This is a genomic window from Amycolatopsis sp. FU40, from assembly GCF_021903635.1.
Lineage (GTDB): Bacteria > Actinomycetota > Actinomycetes > Mycobacteriales > Pseudonocardiaceae > Amycolatopsis > Amycolatopsis dendrobii.
On record NZ_CP091381.1, the window covers coordinates 2019221 to 2037824 of the forward strand.

The 18604-nt window shown below is 69.7% G+C and carries 18 protein-coding genes; 6 read left to right on the plus strand and 12 right to left on the minus strand.

Features of this window, described 5'->3' with window-relative positions:
• Window position 1: 1 nt before the first annotated feature.
• From L3Q65_RS10210 to L3Q65_RS10235, 6 genes are read right to left on the minus strand one after another with little or no spacing between them, the layout of a single operon-like run.
• Entirely contained in the window at window positions 2–979 is a 978-nt protein-coding gene (locus tag L3Q65_RS10210; RefSeq protein WP_237599473.1) for a cyclase family protein, read from the minus strand.
• The gene (locus tag L3Q65_RS10215) at window positions 976–1740 is read right to left on the minus strand and encodes a DUF1932 domain-containing protein (RefSeq protein WP_237599474.1); all 765 of its coding nucleotides are present in this window, start codon (window positions 1738–1740) and stop codon (window positions 976–978) included. The genes L3Q65_RS10210 and L3Q65_RS10215 overlap by 4 nt, the downstream gene beginning before the upstream one ends.
• On the minus strand, window positions 1725–2342 hold the full coding sequence (locus L3Q65_RS10220; protein ID WP_237599475.1) for an RraA family protein: 618 nt from the start codon (window positions 2340–2342) through the stop codon (window positions 1725–1727). The genes L3Q65_RS10215 and L3Q65_RS10220 overlap by 16 nt, the downstream gene beginning before the upstream one ends.
• A 26-nt stretch (window positions 2343–2368) precedes the next feature.
• Window positions 2369–3124 carry an amino acid ABC transporter ATP-binding protein gene (locus L3Q65_RS10225; RefSeq protein WP_237599476.1) on the minus strand — a complete coding sequence of 252 codons (756 nt, stop codon included), beginning with the start codon at window positions 3122–3124 and terminating at the stop codon, window positions 2369–2371.
• Entirely contained in the window at window positions 3121–4047 is a 927-nt protein-coding gene (locus tag L3Q65_RS10230; RefSeq protein WP_237599477.1) for an amino acid ABC transporter permease, read from the minus strand. Before L3Q65_RS10230 ends, L3Q65_RS10225 begins: the two co-directional genes overlap by 4 nt.
• 20 nt (window positions 4048–4067) lie before the next feature.
• Window positions 4068–4970, minus strand: a complete 903-nt coding sequence (locus L3Q65_RS10235; protein WP_237599478.1) for a transporter substrate-binding domain-containing protein — start codon at window positions 4968–4970, stop codon at window positions 4068–4070.
• 144 nt (window positions 4971–5114) lie between these two features.
• On the opposite strand from L3Q65_RS10235, the gene L3Q65_RS10240 reads away from it, so the two are divergent.
• On the plus strand, window positions 5115–6134 hold the full coding sequence (locus L3Q65_RS10240) for an amidohydrolase (RefSeq protein ID WP_237599479.1): 1020 nt from the start codon (window positions 5115–5117) through the stop codon (window positions 6132–6134).
• A 630-nt stretch (window positions 6135–6764) separates the two neighbouring features.
• Here the strand turns inward: L3Q65_RS10240 and L3Q65_RS10245 are convergent.
• From L3Q65_RS10245 to L3Q65_RS10255, 3 genes are all read right to left on the minus strand, one after another.
• On the minus strand, window positions 6765–7841 hold the full coding sequence (locus L3Q65_RS10245) for a site-specific integrase (protein WP_237599480.1): 1077 nt from the start codon (window positions 7839–7841) through the stop codon (window positions 6765–6767).
• On the minus strand, window positions 7838–8299 hold the full coding sequence (locus tag L3Q65_RS10250) for a hypothetical protein (protein WP_237599481.1): 462 nt from the start codon (window positions 8297–8299) through the stop codon (window positions 7838–7840). Before L3Q65_RS10250 ends, L3Q65_RS10245 begins: the two co-directional genes overlap by 4 nt.
• 388 nt (window positions 8300–8687) lie before the next feature.
• Window positions 8688–9305: a TetR/AcrR family transcriptional regulator gene (locus L3Q65_RS10255; protein ID WP_182894887.1), complete on the minus strand. Its 618-nt coding sequence runs from the start codon at window positions 9303–9305 to the stop codon at window positions 8688–8690.
• 94 nt (window positions 9306–9399) lie between these two features.
• On the opposite strand from L3Q65_RS10255, the gene L3Q65_RS10260 reads away from it, so the two are divergent.
• Genes L3Q65_RS10260 through L3Q65_RS10280 form a run of 5 tightly spaced genes read left to right on the plus strand, consistent with a single transcriptional unit; the run spans window position 9400 to window position 14660 of the window.
• Window positions 9400–10821: an MFS transporter gene (locus L3Q65_RS10260; RefSeq protein ID WP_237599482.1), complete on the plus strand. Its 1422-nt coding sequence runs from the start codon at window positions 9400–9402 to the stop codon at window positions 10819–10821.
• On the plus strand, window positions 10818–12098 hold the full coding sequence (locus L3Q65_RS10265; RefSeq protein WP_237599483.1) for a serine hydrolase: 1281 nt from the start codon (window positions 10818–10820) through the stop codon (window positions 12096–12098). Before L3Q65_RS10260 ends, L3Q65_RS10265 begins: the two co-directional genes overlap by 4 nt.
• Window positions 12088–13293, plus strand: coding sequence for an FAD-binding oxidoreductase (locus L3Q65_RS10270; protein WP_237599484.1), 1206 nt, complete (start codon window positions 12088–12090; stop codon window positions 13291–13293). The genes L3Q65_RS10265 and L3Q65_RS10270 overlap by 11 nt, the downstream gene beginning before the upstream one ends.
• Window positions 13290–14330 carry a dipeptidase gene (locus L3Q65_RS10275; RefSeq protein ID WP_237599485.1) on the plus strand — a complete coding sequence of 347 codons (1041 nt, stop codon included), beginning with the start codon at window positions 13290–13292 and terminating at the stop codon, window positions 14328–14330. The genes L3Q65_RS10270 and L3Q65_RS10275 overlap by 4 nt, the downstream gene beginning before the upstream one ends.
• Window positions 14331–14660 (plus strand): hypothetical protein, encoded by a 330-nt coding sequence (locus L3Q65_RS10280; protein ID WP_237599486.1) that lies wholly within the window; start codon window positions 14331–14333, stop codon window positions 14658–14660.
• Window positions 14661–15234: 574 nt separating this feature from the next.
• Here L3Q65_RS10280 and L3Q65_RS10285 read toward each other — a convergent pair.
• The 3 genes from L3Q65_RS10285 to L3Q65_RS10295 all read right to left on the minus strand — a co-directional run bounded on the left by L3Q65_RS10285 (window position 15235) and on the right by L3Q65_RS10295 (window position 18491).
• Window positions 15235–15657 carry a hypothetical protein gene (locus L3Q65_RS10285; RefSeq protein WP_237599487.1) on the minus strand — a complete coding sequence of 141 codons (423 nt, stop codon included), beginning with the start codon at window positions 15655–15657 and terminating at the stop codon, window positions 15235–15237.
• An 11-nt stretch (window positions 15658–15668) separates the two neighbouring features.
• Complete coding sequence (locus tag L3Q65_RS10290; protein ID WP_237599488.1) at window positions 15669–17273, minus strand: GMC family oxidoreductase; 1605 nt, start codon at window positions 17271–17273, stop codon at window positions 15669–15671.
• Window positions 17274–17420: 147 nt separating this feature from the next.
• Window positions 17421–18491 (minus strand): LacI family DNA-binding transcriptional regulator, encoded by a 1071-nt coding sequence (locus tag L3Q65_RS10295; protein WP_237599489.1) that lies wholly within the window; start codon window positions 18489–18491, stop codon window positions 17421–17423.
• Between the last annotated feature and the right edge of the window lie 113 nt (window positions 18492–18604).

Consider the following 18604-nt stretch of genomic DNA (forward strand, 5'->3'; position numbering starts at 1 on the left):
CCTAGAGGATCGCCATCGCGTTCGCGGGCGAGCCGACCGCGCCCGGCAGATTCAGCGGTTTCGCCGACGCGAAGAACGCGTGCCGGCCGGTCCGGTCGCATTCGGCGGCGAGCGTGCCGAGCTTCCACAGCTCGCCCAGCGGGCAGCCGAGTTTCGCGATCAGTTCCTGGTGCAGCATCCCCTGGTCCGCGCCGGACGTCGCCCGGTAGGGCGAGTCCGGCGCGGCCGGGAGCGCTTCGACGGCGAAGGTGTCGGTGCCGAGCAGCGCGACCCGGTGGTCCCAGAGCCAGGCGAGGAATTCCGGTTCCTGTGCGACCCCGGTGGTGCGCCGCCGGGACCGCGCCGCTTCCCGTTCCCCGGGGGACAGCCCGAGGAACCACTCGGCCCACCCGGTGTGCAGGAGCACGATGTCACCGGGGTCCACAGTGGACTCCTGGGCGGCGAGCGCGTCGGCGAGACAGGCGGTCGTGATGGGCTCGCCGGCGGCGTGGTCGATCGGCGAGCCGGTCCGCCGCCGATGCCCGGCGACGTCGATCAGGACCGCGCGCCCGGCGATCGGCCGCTCCGCCCAGCGCTGGACGCCCAGGTCCGGCGTGCCGGCGCGGATCCGCTCGTCCGCGACGCCGTTGTAGAAGCCGTGCCCGTGGGCACGGCGGTGCCGGAGCCCGTCGAGGTGGCTGCTGACTTGGGGCCAGTAGCCGTCCCAGAAGTCGTCGAAACTGTCCGGATGGGCGCTCGTCATCGTCTGGGACGGCGGTTTCCGGTTGCGGGACACGGAAGGAACGAACGCGTCGGCCGGATAGTCCAAATTGAACACTTCGCCGGTCCGGATTTCCGCGGCCCCGGCGCGGACTTGCGCCGGTCCGGAGAAGTTCGCCATCCCGCGTTCGGGGGCGTCGCCGAACAGCCGCCAGCTGGAGCCCGGCGGAGCGTCGGAGCGGCGCAGAAGGTCTTCGTACGTCCCGAATCCGGCGGTCATGCCGCGCCTTCCGCGAGCCGGAGCAAGGAGGTCCGGGTCGCCGCGCTCATGACCGACGACGTGCTGAGGTCGTCGCAGTATTCGGCGACCGCGGCCATTTCCGCGGCGCGGCGGGCCGCGTGCTTCCGGGATCCGGTGAGGAAACGGTCGATCGTCGTGTGCCCGTCGCCGGACAGCTCGGCGGCGATCTGGCCGCGCACCCAGTCCTCCGCGCCCGCCTTCCGTCCCGCGTCGACCGCCTCGCACACCACCGCGGCCAGGCCTTTCATGAAGATGCTGCGGAGCAGCTTGTGCCCCATCGCGTCGCCCAGCTGGCCCGGGACGACATCGACCGGCGCGCCTGCCGTCGCGAGCAGTTCCGCGACCACCGGCGCCCCCGGGCCGGCCGCCATCAGCGGGGTGACCGCGCCGAGGGAGATCACCGGGCCGAGGATCGCGACGTCGGCCGTGCGGACCCCCTCGGGCAGCACCTTGCCCAGGTCCCGTTTGGCGGTCGGGGACGACGAGGTGAAATCGGCGTACACGGTCGCGGGGCTGATGTGCGCGGCGACATCCTCGGCCACCGCGCGGGACGCGTTCGCGGTGGTGAGGACCAGCACGACGTCGGCGTCCCGCACCGCTTCCGCGACGGTATCCGCACGGTGCAGTCCCGGCGTGGGCGGCGGTGCCGGGTCGAACCCGACGACCTCGTGCCCGGCGTTCTGCAACGCGACGGCATAGATCCGCCCGGCTTCGCCGAGCCCGATCACTGTGCAGCGCACACTGACTCCTTCTTCGCACCGGCTTCCGCGACGATCGCTTTCATCCGGTTGGCTTCGTCTTCCTGAACGGCTTCCGCGGCGGCGGCGATGTCCTCGGCGCGGTCCCGCGGCACGACGACGACGCCGTCCGCGTCGCCGACGACGATGTCCCCGGGCAGCACGGCGACCCCGCCGACCGCGACCGGGCAGCCGAGCGATCCGGGCCCGTGTTTGTAAGGACCGGCGGGGGAGGTGGCGCGGGCGAAGACCGGCATGCCGACCTCGGCCAGTCCGGTCGCGTCCCGGATGGCGCCGTCGACCACGAACGCCGCGACGCCGGCGTTGCGGGCGCGGGCGCCCAGCAGTTCGCCCAGCAGGGCGCGCGATTCGTCGCCCTGGCCGTTGACGACGATGACGTCGCCGGGTGCCGCTTCGGCGAGGGCGCGGTGCAGGAACGCGTTGTCCCCGGCCCGGGTCCAGACCGTGAACGCCGGCCCGGCGATCCGGCCGGCTGGCCACACCTGCTGGATCCGGGAATCGAGAACGCCGAGGCGTTCCATGGCGTCCCCGATGTTCGGGGTCGGCAGCGCGCCGAATCGGCGGCACAGCTCTTCGATGGACATCTGTTTTCCTCCGGTGGATCGCGGGTTCAGACGAGGCGCAGGAACGCGCGGGCTCGTTCGGTGCTCGGGCTGTCGAAGAATTCCCGCGGCGGGCTGTCTTCGACGACTTTTCCGTCGGCCATGAAGACGACGCGGTCGGCCGCCTGCCGGGCGAAGGTCATCTCGTGCGTGACGACGACCATCGTCATGCCGTCCTGGGCCAGCGATCGCATGGTTTCCAGGACTTCGCCGACGCGCTGGGGGTCCAAAGCGGACGTTGGCTCGTCGAAGAGCATCAGGTCCGGGTTCATCATCAGGGCCCGGGCGATGGCGACGCGCTGCTGCTGCCCGCCGGACAGCTGGGCGGGATAGGCCGCGGCGCGGTCGGCGAGCCCGACGCGGTCGAGCAGTTCGCGGGCGTGCCGTTCGAGTTCGGCGGAGGTCTTCAGCTTCAAGGTGCGCGGGCCGAGCACGAGGTTGTCCAGCACGGTGAGGTGCGGGAAGAGGTTGAAGTGCTGGAACACCATGCCGATCCGGGCGCGCTGGGCGGCGGACTCCTTGCCGGTCAGGTCGTGCAGTTTCCCGTTGCGCACCTTGCGGCCGATGAGCGCCCCGTCGACGGAGACGTGCCCTTGGTCGGGCATCGCCAGGCCGTTGATGCAGCGCAGCAGGGTGGTCTTCCCGGACCCGGACGGGCCGAGCAGGCACACCACTTCCCCTTGCCGCACTTGCATGTCGATGCCGCTGAGGACGTCTTGGGCGCCGAAGTGCTTGTGCACGTTGACGATGTCGACTGCGGTCACGGCGAAACCTCGTTTCCGGCGGGCGGCGCGGAGCGCGGTTTGCGCTTGCGCTGGTTGGCGCCGCGGGCCATGCGGCGTTCGAGCACGTTCTGCCCGGCGGTCGCGGCGCTGGTCACGAGCAGGTACCAGATCGCGGCGACGATGAGCAGTTCGATGGTGCGGAGGTTGTAGCCGGAGATGTTCTCGGCCTTGCTGAGGATGTCGCCGCCGGCGATGACCGAGACCAGCGAGGTTTCCTTGAGCAGCGTGATGAACTGGTTGCCGGCGGGCGGGATCATCACGCGCAGCGCTTGCGGGAGAATGACTTTGCGCTGCGCCTGCCACCAGGTCAGCCCGACCGCCGACGCGGCCAGGTGCTGGCCCTCCTCGACCGAGAGCAGGCCGGAGCGGATGATCTCCGCCAGGTAGGCCCCGTTGGCCAGCGAGAGCGCGATGATCGACGCGGCGAACGGGGACAGCACGTCGTTCGTCGGAGCGGAGACGACCCAGGACGTGCCGGGGATGCCGAGCGTCAGGTGCGGGGCGAACAGCGCCAGGTTGCCCCAGAACAGGATCTGGATCAGCGCCGGGACGCTGCGGAACACCCAGACGTAGAGGTTGCCGAGCACGCCCAGCACCGGGTTCTTGCTCAGCCGGAAGAACCCGAAGACCAGCCCGATCGCCGTCGCGCCGAGCATCGCGACCACGGACAGCACCAGCGTTTGGCCGAGGCCGTTGAGGATGAGGCCGTCGGCGAGGTACCGGCCGACCACGCTCCAGTCGAGTTGCGGGTTCTGCGCGAGGGATTTCACGACGAGCGCGGCGATCGCTGCCAGCACCGCGGCCGACAGCCAGCGACCGTAGTGCCGCTTCCGCGCGACGGTGTCGGGCACCGCCGCCGCGGCGGGCGGCGAGGCGGCCACATGCTGCTCTCGTTCGTTCATGGAGGTCTGCATGGCCGGCCTCAGCTCATCGGGATTTCGTCGTTGGTCTCGGCCTTGGCGACCGCCATGCTCGCGAGATCCCACTTGTCGAGGATCTTCTTGTAGGTGCCGTCGGTGATCATGGCGTTGAACGCGGCCTTGAACGCCTGGGTGAGCGCGCCGTAGTCCTTCGGCAGCGCGATCCCGGTCTCGCGAGCGGCCAGCTGGCCGACCAGCGTGGCGCCGAGGGTCTTGTCGGCCTTGGTCGCGAGCTGGATCTGCGGCGCAGAGTTCACCATCGAATCGACCCGCCCCGAACGCACCGCGTCCTGGCCCGCGTTGAAACTCGGGAAGTACAGGTACTGCAGCGCGGGCTTGCCCGCGGCCTTGCACTTCGCGTTGATCGAATTCGCGATGTTCTGATTGATCGTCGACCCGCTCGTCAGCCCGAACCGGGTGCCGCAGGCGTCGGTTTCGGAGTGGTAGACCCGGCCCTGGGACACCAGCAGGCTCGAGGACGCCTTGTAGAAGGCGAGCAGGTTGACCACGCCCTTGTTCTCGGGCGTCTTGGTGATCTGCGCGCCCGCGATCTCGACCCGCTTGGACTGCAACGCCGGAATCAGGCCGGCATAAGGAACCTGCGCCCACTTGACGGTCAGGCCCAGCTTCGCGCTGGCCGCGTTGATCAGGTCGAGCAGGACTCCGTCCGGCTTGTTGCCGGGGGAGTAGAAGTTCATCGGCCGGGTGTCGAACGACGCGCCGCCCGCGAGGGTGCCTTTCGCGTGGATGTCCGCGGGCACGAGCTTGACCAACGCCGGGTCCGCGCCGCCGTAGCTGCCCGGGTCGGCCGCCGTCGCGCCGCCGCTGGCTCCCGAACTCCCGCACGCGCCCAGGAGCAGGGCCAGCGAAGCAGCGGTCGCCGAAGTCTGGAGCAATCTCTTCATTGAAATCTTCTCTCGGTTCGAAGGCCTCGGTCGCCCAGGTGACTATCACTGTATGATAGTTGCTATCAATTTTGAGGTAGTTTGAGCTACGCTCGCCCGGCTGTCAAGGAGTGCCGAGCCGGGTTCCGGGAACGAGGAGGGCCGATGGCGAACACGGACGTGCACGCGCCGGTGCGGGAAGACTGGCTCGCGCGGAGCGAAGAACCGCTGGCAGTGCCGGACATCCCGATCGTCGACGCGCACCACCACCTGTGGGACCGCCCCGGTTCCCGTTATCTGCTCGGCGAATACCTGCGCGATCTCGAGCAGGTGCCGCAGGTGCGCGCCACGGTCTACGTGCAATGCCGCTCGTTCTATCTGGACGAAGGCCCCGGCGAGTTCAGGCCGCTGGGCGAAGTCCGGTTCGTCCGGTCGGTCGCCGAAGCGTCGCCTTCGGTGCCGACTGTCTGCCAAGCCGTCGTCGGCGGTGCCGACCTCTCGCTGGGCCATCAAGTCGAGCGCGTGCTCGATGCCATGGAGGAGGACTCCGGATGCCGCTTGCGCGGCATCCGGAACCAGACCGCGTGGCACGCCGACCCGCGCATCGTCAGCTCGCCGTACCAGGCTGAACCAGACCGGTTGCTGCGCAAGGAATTCCGGGACGGAGTGCGGGTGCTGGGCCGACGCGGGCTGAGCCTCGACGTGTGGGCTTACCACACGCAACTCGGTCAGGTTCTCGCACTCGCGCGAGAGTGCCCGGAGACGACGATCATCGTGGACCACTTCGGCGGCCCGCTCGGCATCGGTCCCTACGCGGCAGGCTCGCGTGCGGTCCTGGACCGATGGCACCGCGGAATGGACGGACTGTCGCGATGTCCCAACGTCGTCGTGAAGCTGTCGGGAGCCGGGATGCGAGTGTTCGGGTTCGGTTTCGACCAGCCGCAGCAGCCGCCGACCTCTGGGGAAGTCGCATCGGCGATGGCGCCGTATTTCGATGCCTGTCTCGACCGCTTCGGGGCGTCGCGTTGCATGCTTGCGAGCAATTTCCCCGTCGACAAAGGGATGTTCGGCTACCGGGTCCTGTGGAACGCGTTCGCCGAGTGTGCCGCATCATTGCCGGCGACCGAGCAGCACGACCTCTTCCACCGGACAGCTGAACGCGTGTATCGGCTGGACGACCTGTGAACCTCATTTGAACGCCGCAGACCAGACGAGGTCACGCTGCACTGACCTGTCTGGCACCGGCCGGGAACGGCGGGGCTCAGCAGGACGTTGCGGCAGTCGGGGAGTGACGTGTACGCGCTGCACACCGGAGGACAGCGGGGTAGCGGTAGCGCGCAGCTTCGGTGACGAACAGGCTCGAGTCGTTGCGGAACTTGGTTTCCCGCCGCGCGGACGATCGCGACCGACTGGCGGCTGCTGCCGGGTGGTCGGCGAATGCCGGGAGCAGCTCCAGCACCGCGCGCACCTCCGGATAGGCGAGCCGCGTTCCCCCGGCCCCAGAGCGCCTCGAACAGCCCGGTCAACAGCGGCCCGGATCGACTCGCTGTCGCCGCCCAAGCGACCAGTCCTGGCTGGCCCGACCCGCCGTCTGCGGCGACCCTTGTCGTGCTCAGTCGGTCGGCCGCGAGGGTGGTGCTGCCTCTGCGGTTGCTGCGGATCACGCAGGTCTACCGGGATCTCGGCGTGCAGCTGAGCTATGACAATGAAAAAGAGGCGGCCATAGTGACCGCCTCTCCCCGTGTGTCTAGCGTGTGTGTCTGAGGGGGACTCGATCACGGTTGCTGGCGAGAATTCCCCGTGAGAGGAAATTCGTCATGCTGCGAGCCAATCAGATTTCTTCGGTTCGAATGGGAATGCGGATGCGTTGCTGTCGTGGGCGAGTGGGTGGGGTTCGCCGGCCAGTGCGGCGAGGGCGGTCGCGACGTCGTGAATCGTGGCTTTGACATATGTGGCGGTGCTGGTGGCATGGGCCGGGCTGGTTTGGGTTGAGTGTCCAGCATAGGCCTGGGCGGTGGCGTAGCCGAAGTGGCGTTCGACCCAGGTGAGGGTGGTGTGGCGGAGCCAGTGGGTCGTGATGCCGTGGCGTGCGATCCAAGGTTCCGCGCGGCCGATGCGGTTCCAGAGGCTGTCGTATCGGCGGCGGGTGATCGGTTTCCCGGTGCGGTAGCGCAGCAACGGCGTGTCGGGGGTACCGGCGGGGCGGTGCCGTGCGTGGTCGAGCAGGGCGTGCATGAGGGTGGGGGAGACGGGTTGCCAGCGGGTGGTGCCGCCTTTTTCCTTGAGCAGTACGAGGTGTTGGTCGGGGTCGAGGCTGTGTTCGGTGAGGGCGAGTGCTCCGCCTCGGCGGCAGGCCGTTTCGGTGTGGAGGCGGAGCAGAAGGGTGTCGAGCTGCGGGTCGGTTCCTCCGGCGGCGGCGGTGTTGATGGAGTGCAGTTCGGTGTTGGTCAGGGCGCGGCGGAGCGAGGGGTGTCGCCGAGGTTTGGGGATGTGGGCGGCCGGGTTGTCGGGGTGGGTGATGATGCGGTCGAGTTCGGCGTGGCGGTAGAGGCATCGGGCGGCGGCGATGAAGTGTTCGGCGGCGCTGGTTCCACCGCGGTGGTTGCGGCGGATCTGTGCTTCGGCTTTCACGTGGGCGGACAGGTGCAGGAATTCGGTTGGCGTCGGCTCGGTGATCGGCCGGTCGGGCCGTACCTGGAGCAGGAGGTTCCAGTAGGGCTGGTATGTGCGGCGGGCCCCTGGCGAGACGGCGCGCGCGACTCGCGGAATGTAGTCAGCGAAGGTCGGGGCCGGACAGGGCGACGTCATCGTGCCGCTGAGAAGTTGTTCCGCTGAGACACCGAGTTTGTCGATGACGAGGTTTGCGGCGGCGAGGGCGGCGTCGGCGGTCATCGAGGACTCGAGTCCAGGCGTGAGCGCAGGTGGGTGCTGATCATGGCGGCAAGGGCGGTTCGGGCGTGCGCGAGCAGAAGATCGTATTCGGGTGCCGCAGCGAGGAGCACGGTTTCGCCGGGCCGGATACCGGCCATGTTTCTTGCTGAGTGCGGTAGCAGGACGAACTGTGTACTGCGCACGGAATGGGTTCCGTGCGGTGTCCGGGTGAGGACAAGGGTGTCGGAGAGCGCGGTGATGTTCAGGTGGTCGCCGACGGACCAGCCGAGGTTGGTAAGCAGTGCGGGGGCGGAAATGCGGCCGGACCGGTCGATGTGGCCCAGCGAATATGCCATGGAGTTGTCTGGCTCTGACCGGATGGCCGTGAGGGGTAACGGTTCTAGTTGGGGCGATGCTCCGGGGCTGGGCAGGGCAAGCGCGCCGACGATCTGTTCTGCCGTCAGGTCTCGACCGGTCACGACGTCCTCCGCAGCCGCAATCAGGGGTGTGTCAAGGCACGCATCCTGACCGGGGGACTCATGCGGCGGGGTCGCTCGCGGTGGGCTGTTCCGCGGTGTGAGTTCGAATTCCCGGGGAGGCACCCCTGAAACCCCACAGGTCAGTGAGGCTTCTGAGCTGCGGATTTGCGGTGCGGTGGGAGTTTGGGATGGAGCGTCGTCGGGGTGGCGGCGCGTGATGATGAGTCGGTCGTGGTGTCGACGATGCGGTGGCGGGGAGTTCGATCCCGGCTCGGCGAAGCGGTTGAGACGAAAGGGAAACCGCCTGGCGTGCCAGGGATACGAAAAGAGATGGGGGGCGGTTCACCTCACGCCGGGAACTGGTCGGCACGGGATGGTCCGCCGGAAGTCAGGATTCGCCGGGACCGTCGGGCAGCAGGCGTTGCAGACCGGTTGCGACAACTGAGGCGACATCCAGGTCCGGATCGAGTGCCGCGTTGATGATGACGCCGTCGATCAGTGCCATCGCGAGCACGCCGAGCGGCAGGGGATCCGCCGTCGCGGACCGGTCGTAGCGAAGGAGCACCTCGCCGAGTTCGCGATGGGTGCGGCGGAGGGCGGCGAGGCGCCGTGCGGCCAGTTCGGGGTTTCGCGCCGCGACGATGGAGAACTCGGCGCTGGCCAGGAACCAGCCGCGTCGGCGGCGAATGGCGTCGGCAAGCCAGGAGCCGACGGCCCGGCCAACTTCCTCTCGTCCGAGGCTCTCCGGGTCGATGTGCCGCCACTCGCTGGGCAGGGACTCGGCGCGCTCCTCGGCCAATGCGAGGAACAGCTCCTCCTTGCTGCTGAAGTTGCCGTACAGCGCGCCCTTGGTGAATCCGGCTTCCGCGGCGATGGCTTCCAGGGAGGCGGAGCCGTAGCCCACGTCGCGGAACTTCTCGTACGCCGCTTGCAACAGCGCGGACCGCGTCTCGCGGCGCCTCCGCTCCCGGCTCGATTCGGGGGCTTGACGGCTCGGCGCATTCATATACTCTTCGTACCACAGATACGTATCGTATCGGAAATACGGTGCGTATATAAGTGGTCAGAGCTGCCCGCTTGCCCCCAATCGGAGGTTTCCGATGACAACTGTGCCTTCCCCTGGCCGCGCGGCCGTCGCGGCGACGCTGTGCGTCGTCACCGCGGCGTTGTTCGCGTACTCGACACTGGAGACGATGCTGTCGCCGGCCTTGCCCGCGATCCAGCACGCGGTGGGCGCCTCGGCGCCGGAGATCGCGTGGGTCTTCACCGGCTTGTTGCTGGCCGGTGCGGTCTCCACTCCACTGGTGGGACGTCTGGCCGATGTCCGTGACAAGCGGACCGTCCTGCTGGGCGTGCTCGCGGTCGTCGGCCTGGGCACCCTGCTCGCCGCGATCGCCACGAACGTCGCCCTGCTGACTGCCGGACAGGTCCTGCAAGGCGTGGGGCTGAGCCTGGTCGCGTTGTCGGTGGGCATCATCCGCGACACCCAGCCCGCCCGGCGCGTCGCCGCAGGCAACGGGCTGATCGTGGGGACAGCGGCGTCGAGCACCGCGGTCGGGCTCGTGATCGCGGGTCCGATCCTCGAGGTGCTGCCCTGCACCTGGTTGTACTGGATCCCCTTCGCGGTGCTCGTCGCGGCGTTCGCGGTGGCGTGGGCCGTCGTCCCGCCGTGTCCGCCGGCCCGGCGCGGCCGGATCGACTTCACCGGTGCCATTTTGCTTGCGTTTGGACTCGCGCTGCTGCTGATCGGGATCTCGCGCTCCTCCAAAGCCGGCTGGGGCTCGCCACTCGTGCTGAGCCTGCTCGTGGCGGGCGTGGCGGTCCTCGGCGTGTTCGCCGCGGTCGAGCTGCGAACAGACGAGCCCCTGGTGAACCTCCGGCTGCTGGGCATGCGCGCGGTGCTGTTGACCTGCGCCGTGGCGTTCGTGGTCGGGTTTGGCACCTTCGCTGTCTTCGTCCTGGTGCCGATGCTGGTGGAGTTGCCGCCGACGACCGGCTACGGGCTCGGCGGTTCGGCCCTGTCTACCGGGCTTTACCTCGTGCCGCTGGGTGTCGTCGGCACGGCCGTCGCCCCGCTCGCCGGCCGGTTTGAACGAGTGATCGGCACCCGGGGCGTGATGTTTGTCGGCGCCGTGGCGATGGTCGCCGCCGCGCTCGTGCTCCTCACCGCGCCGGGGCGGCCGTGGCTGATCCTCGTCTCCACGGCGTTGGCGGGCCTGACCGTCGGCTTCGGGCTGACCGGGGCGATGAACATCGTGGTGGCGACGGTGCCCGAAGACCGGACGGCCAGCGTCAGCGGACTCGTCTTCGTGGTCAAGAGCATCGGCGGGGCACTGGGTGCCCAGCTGGGTGCCGTCCTGTTGGCACAGTCGACCGCTCCGGCCGCGGAAACGCCTGCTTGGGCTGGCTTTCAGTCGGCGTTCCTGCTCGCCGCCGGGGTGAGCCTGGCCGCGGTGCTGCTCAGCATCGCACTGCCCGCCCGGCTGCCCCGCGCCGCCACTGCGATCGGAGAACCCGCGTGACGGCACATCCTGGCCTCACCGCGCTCGACGCCGCCGTGGGACGAGCCGCCTCGGGGCACGCCGTGGCCGGAGCATCCGCGTGTCTGATCGACGGAACGACACGGTGCGCCACGATCGGGGTGGAGCGGACCGAAGGCGGTGCTCGGGTCGGCTCGCGCACGCTGTTCCCTCTCGGATCGGTGACCAAGATCGTCGTAGCCGCCGTGGTCTGCGGGCTGGCGGCCGAAGGCAAGCTCGACCTCGACACTCCCGTCGCCCCTCTCGTGCCGGAGCTGCGCGCGCTCGGCCCCCGCGGCACCTCGATCACCGCGCGCATGCTGCTATCCCACACCTCGGGCCTCGCCGATGCCTGGGACGGCTCAGCCTCGCTGGGCGACCTGCTCGACGCCTCTGCCGGGCCCGCCGCGACCGCGCCCGGCGAGAGCTTCTCCTACAGCAACACCGGCTATGTGGTACTCGGCCGGCTCATCGAGAACCTCACTGGCCGGAGCTGGACGGAGGCCGCGCAGCGGGCGATCCTGCAGCCGGCCGGGATCTCCTCCGCCGTCTTCACCGCACCAGCCGACGCGGTCGCCGGACACGTCCTCGGCGAGGACGGCGCGCTGGTGGCCGGCGACCTCTGGCCGCCGGTGAGCCCGCTCTTCGGCCCGGCAGGCGCGGCCATGCACGCCACTGCGGAGGACACGGCCCGGCTCGTGCTCGCCTGCGCGACTGGCCGCGCCCAAGACGGACGCGAACTGCTGCCCAGCCGGATGGCCGACGAGATGCTCCGCCTGCAAGCCCCGTTGCCCGGCGAACCGCTGCATTTCCGAGGCTGGGGACTGGGCTGGGCCCTTCCCGCCACCGGGCCCTCCCGAGCAGCTCAGCACATCGGCGGAACGAGTGCGTTCGTCCACGTCGAGCCCGACCGAGGCGTCGCGCTGGCCGTGCTGACCAACTTCCCGGAGGGCTGGGCCTTCGGGAAGAACGTCCTGCGCGAGACCCTCGGTTACCGCCGGCCCGCGCTCCTGCCCGGCTGCGGACCCGGCCACCCGGAGCGATACGCCGGCGAGTACGTCTCACCCGCGTTCGGAGTCACGGTGCGCGCCGCCTGGGGCGGCAGGCTCCTGATCACCAATCCCCTCAACGGCGCGGAAACCGACCTGAACCACCGCGACGACGACTCCTTCTGGGCCGATTTCGGCGCCTTCGAGACCGAGGTGAGCTTCATGGATTTCGACCGCGGGCGGGCCGGCCGCCTGCACACCGCACTCCGGATGCTGCGCCGTGTCGCCTGAGCGCGCCCGCACCGACGTCCTCGTGATCGGCGCGGGCATCGTCGGCGCGCTGATCGGCCGGGAGCTCGCCGGGCGAGGGCATGGGGTCGTGCTCCTGGACCCCGAGCCCGGCCGCGGCGCCTCGATCGGCAACGCCGGCCTGCTCGTTCCCAGCTTCACCAGGCCGATGGCCGCCCCCTCGACCTGGTGGGAAGGCGTGCGCGGGATGACCGGCGAGAACCCGCTGATCAGTATCGGCTCGATGTCTCCAGCAGTCCTGACGTGGCTGGCCCGGTTCACGGTCGCGGCCCGCCCGGGCCGGGCCGGTCGTATCGCCGCGCGGCTGGTCGCTCCGGCCCGCGCGGCCGCGGACGCATACGCCGGCCTAGCCGCGGAGACCGGCATCGACCTCGGCTTGGCCCGCGGAGGGTGGCTCCAGGCAGCGCGCAGTCCAGCCGTCCTCCGGCGAAAGGCGGTCCTGGCCCGGACTTTGGCGAAGGAAGGCGTTGACTACGAGGTCCTGACCCGGGACGACTTGCGCGCACAGGAGCCGGAGCTCGATCCGGGGCTGGCCGGCGCGGTGTTCTTTCCCGGCGACTCCTCGCTGGATCCGGCCGCGACGACACGCGCGGCACTGGCTGCCGCTGAAGAGCGCGGCGCCGTCGTCCGCCGCACCCGAGTCAACGGCCTGGTCCGCCGGTACGGCGAAGTCGCCGCGGTCCGGACCGGACTCGGCGAGTTCAGCGCCACCACCTACGTCCTCGCCACCGGTGCCGGACGGCTGGGGGGACGAGGGGTTCAGCCGGGCTGGGGCTGGAGCGTCGACCTGCCCGCGATGCGAAATCCGATCAGCACGCCGATGATCGGGCTCGACGACCATGTCGTCTTCAACCCCCTGCGTGGGCGGATCCGGATCACTGGCGGCATGCGGATCGGCGGCACTCCGTCAGCCCGCGACGACCACCCGGCCGCGACCGCGATCCGGCAGGCTGCCGAACGGCTCGTCCCGGCGCTGCGTGACCTGCCCGCCGGAAGCATCGTCCGCGCGGCGCGGCCGATGACCCCTGACGGACTTCCGCGAGTGGCCAGGACCGGCCGCAATCTCATCGTGGCCACCGGGCACGGCACCCTCGGAATGACGCTCGCCCCGGCAACTGCGGTCACGGTCGCCCGGCTCGTCGGGAGCGAAGACCGCCGCGAGGAGGTCCTGTGGTGACCGCGTCGCCCACAGCGGGCCACCGGCTCCACACCTCCGCGCTGGTCGCCGACGCCCACAACGACCTGCTGATGCTCGTCGCCCGTCGACCACCGCAGCGCTGGGCCTCGTATTTCCGCGACGTCTGGTATCCGCAGCTGCGTGCCGGCGGAGTGGATCTGCAGGTCCTGCCGGTCTTCGTCGACAACGAGTTCCGGCCGGAGGGTGCCCTGCGCGAAAGCCTCCGAATGGTCGAAGCGGCACACCGCATCGCCGAGGGCAATCCGGATCTGGTCGCTCTGTGCCGGACCGGCGCCGACATCGACACGACCATCCGGTCCGGCCGCATCGCACTGGTCCTGGCGCTGGAGGGATGCCCGCAGATCGACACCGACCTCGAGCTCCTGCAGACGTTCGTCCGCCTCGGCGTCCGGATCGTGTCCTTCACCCACTTCGGCCGGACGGCGCTGGCCGACGGATCCGGAGAAGACCGTGCCGGCAGCCGCCTCACCCGCGCCGGCGTCGAGGCGCTCGCACTGCTGGAATCCCTCGGGGCGGCGATCGACGTCTCACACCTCGGATCCGCCGGCATCGACCACGTGCTCGAGCTGGCTGCTCGGCCCGTCATCGCGACCCACTCCAGCGCCCGCAGCGTTCACCATCACCACCGCAACCTTTCCGACGACCACATTCGGGGCATCGCCGCCACGGGCGGCCTCGTCTGCGTGAACCTTTACGCTGGATACCTCACCGCAGAGCCGCCGACACTCGACCACGTCGTCGCACACCTCGAACGCGTCGCCGAGCTGGCCGGTCCCGACAAGGCCGGAATCGGCTCCGACTTCGTCGCCGACCTGTTCGCGGAAAAGGTCCCTGCCTGCTACCGACCGCTGATCATCGAGGGCACCAACACCGAAATCCTCGTTCCCGGACTCGAAGGACCGGCGGGGCTTCCTCTGATCAGCCACGCGTTGCTCGCCGCCGGACACCACGAGAACGAGGTCCGAGGAATCGCTGGCGCGAACCTCGCCCGGTTCCTCGGCTCCAAGCACTGCTGAATGGACACCGATACTGTCCTGCCGCGGCGTTGCCCACCTGAACAGGCTGCGACCGTCATCGCGATGGGTTCGCACACTCCGGACGCGCGCGAACTCGACGGCCGTACTCTTCACGGCGCACGAAACGTCGTAGAAGACGTCCGCACCGCCACTCGCGAAGCCGCCGACATTTCGGATGCTTTTAGTGCCGGCGACATCAGCGACCTTGTGCCCCTCCATGAGATCGTAACCGGGCAAAGGCCAGTGAAATCGGGCCGGCGACGCGTTTTCCGGTCCGGCGGCATGGCCTGGGAAGACCTGGTTATTGCCAAAACAGTGCTCCAAAAGTAGAGGTTCGTGCAGGAATAACTACCGTCGGCTGTCCAAACAGGGTCGGAATTCTTTGAGCGGGACGAAGACGACGGCTGGCCGAGGGGCACGCCGCCGAACAGCCGGCCGCACCTCTTGAGGCGGTTGTTGATGTACAGCCGATACCCGAGCCGCGGGCACCGGCGCCGCGGTGCCGACCGGCCGTGCCGGTGCCGAATCCTCTGGGCGACAAGGCCGCGTCGGAGGCGACGAGGCAGTTCGTCGCCGCGTGAAAGCGACACTTACAGTCCGCCAGCCGGTGTCCCGCCTTGCCGAATACTTGCGATTGGCCCTGTGACGACGAGGCCCTCTCGTGACGCGATCATCTCGCCCAGCCGGCACCAGAGCTGTTGCCCCTATTGAGCACGCCGAGCCGCTGCACGCGCACCAGTGCGGCGGCGCAACGCGTCGTCCGGTTCGCGGCACCCCGCCGAAGCCTCCGGCATTACGAGGTATTCGTCGCCCGCGGAGAACGAATCGTCCGCTCAGCCGGCCGCATTGTGGTCGTTCTCTGTACCCGGCGAGACGGCGGCTGCCGCTCCGGTCCGGGCGGCGATCACGCGGGCCGGTAGATCGGGCCGCGTTCGACGACTCGGTGCAAGAGGTCCTCGTCGATGTCCTCGGCGATGTGGACGGTACGGGGCTGTTGGCCGGTGTATCCGAGAAGTTCGCGCACCTCGCGGTTCGTGTAGTAGCTGCCCGCGGCCGCGAGCAGGACTGCTTGGTACCCGGCGTCGTCGAGGTCGCGCAGGTGTTTGAGGGCGGCGCCGGCAGGCAGCCCGGTGGTGGCAGTCCACGCGCGGAGCAGGTCGGGGACGAGGTCCGGCCGGGCTCGGAGGACGACGTCGAGCTGTTCGCTGTCGATGCCGGCCGCGGCGGCGGAGGGCATCGGGCCGGCTGCGGGGATCAGGTCGTCGGCGAGTGCTCGCAGCCAGTCGCGGCACTCGCCGGGCAGGTGGTGGTCCGGTGTCGCAAGCATGAGTGCTCCGATCAGGCGGGGACGGGCTGGTTCCGGCGGTTCGAGATCAGGTGTTCCGTGGTGCGCAGGGCGAGCGCGGCGATGGTGCTGGTGGGGTTGACGCCGCCGGAGGTGACGAACACGCTGCCGTCCACGATGTACAGATTGGGGATGTCGTGGGATTTCCCGTACTCGTCGACTACCGACGTCGCCGGGTCGGTGCCCATCCGCGCGGTGCCGAGGAGGTGCCAGCCGGAATACCGCATGAGCGATTCGGTCGCGACGTCGCGCGCCCCGGCTGCGCGGAAGGACTCGGTGGCCCGTGCGATGTGGAAATCGAGCAGGCGGCGCGAGTTTTCGCTGACGGAGTAGTCGATCCGGGGCGCGGGGATGCCGGAGGAATCGGCGAGCCCGGTGCCGACCGTGACGCGGTTTTCCTCGTCGGGCAGGTCTTCGCCGAAAATGCCCCAGCTGATGGTCCGGCCGAGATGGCGGCGGACGTGCTCGTGGTGCGCGGGGCCCCACACCTCCTCGCCCGCGCGGGTCGGCAGCGCGGCGTTGAGCGGGCCGCCGGTCGGGGCGAGGCTCCACTTCGCGCCTCGCACGAAACCGCGGTCGGTGTCGGTTTCGTAGAACTGGTAGGAGGTGATCTTCGCGCCGACGTGGCCCCGCCAGCTTTCCAGGTCCTCGTCGAAGTACCCGGTGACGTTGGCGAACGGGTGCACCATCAGCCGCCGTCCGAGCAGGCCGCTGGAATTGCCGAGTCCGTCCGGGTGCGCGGGCGTGGCCGAATTGAGCAGGATCCGCGGCGTGCCGATGGCGTTGGCCGCCATGATCACCACGCCGGCCCGGACGGAATGCCAGGATCCGTCCGGGAGGACGTATTCGGCTCCGGTGGCGAGTCCGTTGGCGGACATCAGGATCCGGGCCACGCGTGCCCCGGTCAGCAGGCGCGCGCCGCCGGCGACCGCGGCGGGCCAGTGGGTGAGGTCGGTCGATGCCTTGGCGCCTTCCGGACAGCCCTGCATGCACGATCCGAACTGGACGCACGGCCGCCGCCCTCGGTGCGGTGCGGACAGCACCGCCTGCGCGGCCGGCCACCAGTGCCACCCCAGCTTGTCGTGCGCTTCGGCCATCCGCGCACCGATCCGGCCGATCGGCAGCGGCGGGAGGGGCGGTTCGGCACCGTCGGGGTAGGCCGGGTCCCCGCCCGCGCCGGACACGCCGAACGCCGCGTCCGTGCGTTCGTAGAACGGTTGCAGGTCCGCGTAGCGAAGCGGCCAGTCGTCGGCGACGCCGTCCAGCGTGCGCACCCGGAAATCGGACGGCAGCAACCGTGGCCAGTCGCCCGCGTAAAGGATCATGCTTCCGCCGACTCCCGAGTACATCAGCGGCGCGACCGCGGAATGCGAGTCGTCGACGGGGTAGTCGGCGGGGTTCTGCCGGATGTTCGGGCTGGCCGACCATTGTTTGCGCGCTTCGAGTTCGTACGTTTCGCGCTGGGCCGGGTAGCCGGCCCGGTCGGGCCAGTCGCCTTGTTCCAGGCACACCACGTCGAATCCGGCCTTCGTCAGTGCTCCCGCGGCGACCCCGCCCGACGCTCCCGCGCCGATGATCAGGACGTCAGCTTGCTCCATCGGATTCCTCTCGCACACCGCCGTTGGTAAGCGCTTTCCGGCGTACCGTAGGCGAGGTCGTTCCCGGATGCAAGAGGCGGCCCTGATCCGAGCGAGACGCAGTCGTCGGCGTGACGGGCGGACTGGCGGCTGCCGGGCGCCGCGCGGTCAGCCAGCGGAAGAGCGGGTGCTGTCGCGGAGGACGACTTCGCCCCGTACGCGATGGCGGCGCGGGGTCTCGGCCGCTTCGTCGAGGGCGATCTTGACCGCGTCCGCGCCCATGTCCGTCATCGGGAGGCGGACGGTGGTGAGGCCGGGAACGACGTCCCGGAGCGGGCTGATGTCGTCGAACCCGGCGATGCCGATGTCCTCGGGCACCCGCAGGCCCGCTTCCCGTGCCGCCGCGAGAGCGCCCAGCGCCATCACGTCGTTGACCGCGAACAGACAGTCGACCGGCGGTTTGCCTTCGGCCCGTTCGAGCAGCGCCTTGGTCGCGTCGTACCCGCCGGAACGCGTGAAGTCGCACGAGATCTGGTGTTCGTCCTCGGGTTCCGCGCCGTGTTCGGACAATCCGAAGGCGAACCCTTCGGCCCGGTCGCGGGCCGTGAGCAGCGAGGGCGGCCCCGCCAGCACTGCGAATCGGCGATGTCCTGCGCGATGGAGCGCATCGGCGAGCGCGGCGGCGCTCAGCCGGTTCTCGACGACGACGGTGCCGATTCCGAGCCCGTCCTGCCCGATGCACGCGGCTCGTCCGCCGCCGTGGGTGTATTTCCGCAGGATCGCCCGCATCGGGTCCAGCAGTGCGGGATCGTCGACTCGTGAACCGGCGAGGATCACCGTCTGCGCGCGCTGTCTGCGCAGCAGTTCCACGTGGCGCAGCTCGGCGGCCGGGTCGCGCTGAGTGCTGGCGACGGTGACCAGCAGGCCCCGTTCGCCCGCGGCGGCGATGACTCCGGCCGCGATGCTGGAGAAGTACGGGTCGGCGATGTCGTGCACGATCAGCCCGAGCGTGGCGGTGCTGCCGCGGGCCATCGCCTGTGCCTGGGCGTTCGGCGAGTAGTCGAGTTCCGCCGCGGCGGCGAGAACCTTGGCTCGCAACGCTTCTTTCACCTGGCGGGTGCTGCCGTTCAGCACTCGCGAAGCGGTCGCGAGGGAAACCCCCGCCCGCTCGGAGACGTCGGCGAGGGTGGCCGCGGCTTCTTCGGGCTCGGCGGGGTTCGGCGTACGTCGGCGACTCACGGTCGCGATGCTAGCGCTTTCCGGAATCGCAGCTCGGATGTCCGGCGGCGGGGCTTGACGCGGATGGGCGAAGTTCTCTAGCTTGGAAAGCGCTTTCCCAGTGCGTTTGCCCT